The sequence below is a fragment of the Dietzia sp. B19 genome, assembly GCF_014145155.1.
GTDB classification, from domain to species: domain Bacteria; phylum Actinomycetota; class Actinomycetes; order Mycobacteriales; family Mycobacteriaceae; genus Dietzia; species Dietzia natronolimnaea.
On the sequence record NZ_JAALED010000571.1, the window covers coordinates 381 to 933 of the forward strand.

Annotated in this window: 1 protein-coding gene; it reads right to left on the reverse strand. The window is 70.2% G+C overall.

The window, feature by feature from the left end:
• Positions 1-88: 88 nt before the first annotated feature.
• Positions 89-553, reverse strand: a 465-nt coding sequence (locus tag G6020_RS15725; protein ID WP_194306174.1) for a hypothetical protein, incomplete at its 5' end; no start/stop codon positions are given.

Genomic DNA, 553 nt, shown 5'->3' on the forward strand with positions numbered 1-553 from the left:
GTGACTCCTGCACGGCTCGTGTGTGCGGCGCGTGGCGTGCCGTCGTGTCTCAGGGCGATCAGACTCGGGGCGATCAGCCGGCGGGAACTCAGCCGGGCTGATCGCCCTGAGGCACCGCACCCATTCCCACGCCGGGCTCGCACACCTTCCAGGCGCCGTCCTCATTGAGCATCCGTACCTGCTCCGGCGCGGACTCGTCGGATTCCGACTCCACGGTGGCGGTGGCGACATCGCCCTCGATCTCGACCCCGGTGACCTCGAGATCCTGCGGGAACGAACCCGCGATGGACTCGCGCAGCATCGCGTCGAGGTCGGTGCCGGTCTGCTCGCCGGAGGCGGTGATGTTGTCGACCAGGTCCTGCGGCACCCGGTTCTCGGCGCAGAGATGGCTGTTGAACTCGGCGAACGAGTCCGAGGCGGTCATGTCGCGGAGAGTCTGCTCGACCGCGCGCTCCGCGCGATCCGAGGACGACATCGGCCCGGCCGCGACGAGCCACACGAGTGCGGCGGCCACCGCGGTTACGACGACGGCCGCCGCCACGAGCGCCACACG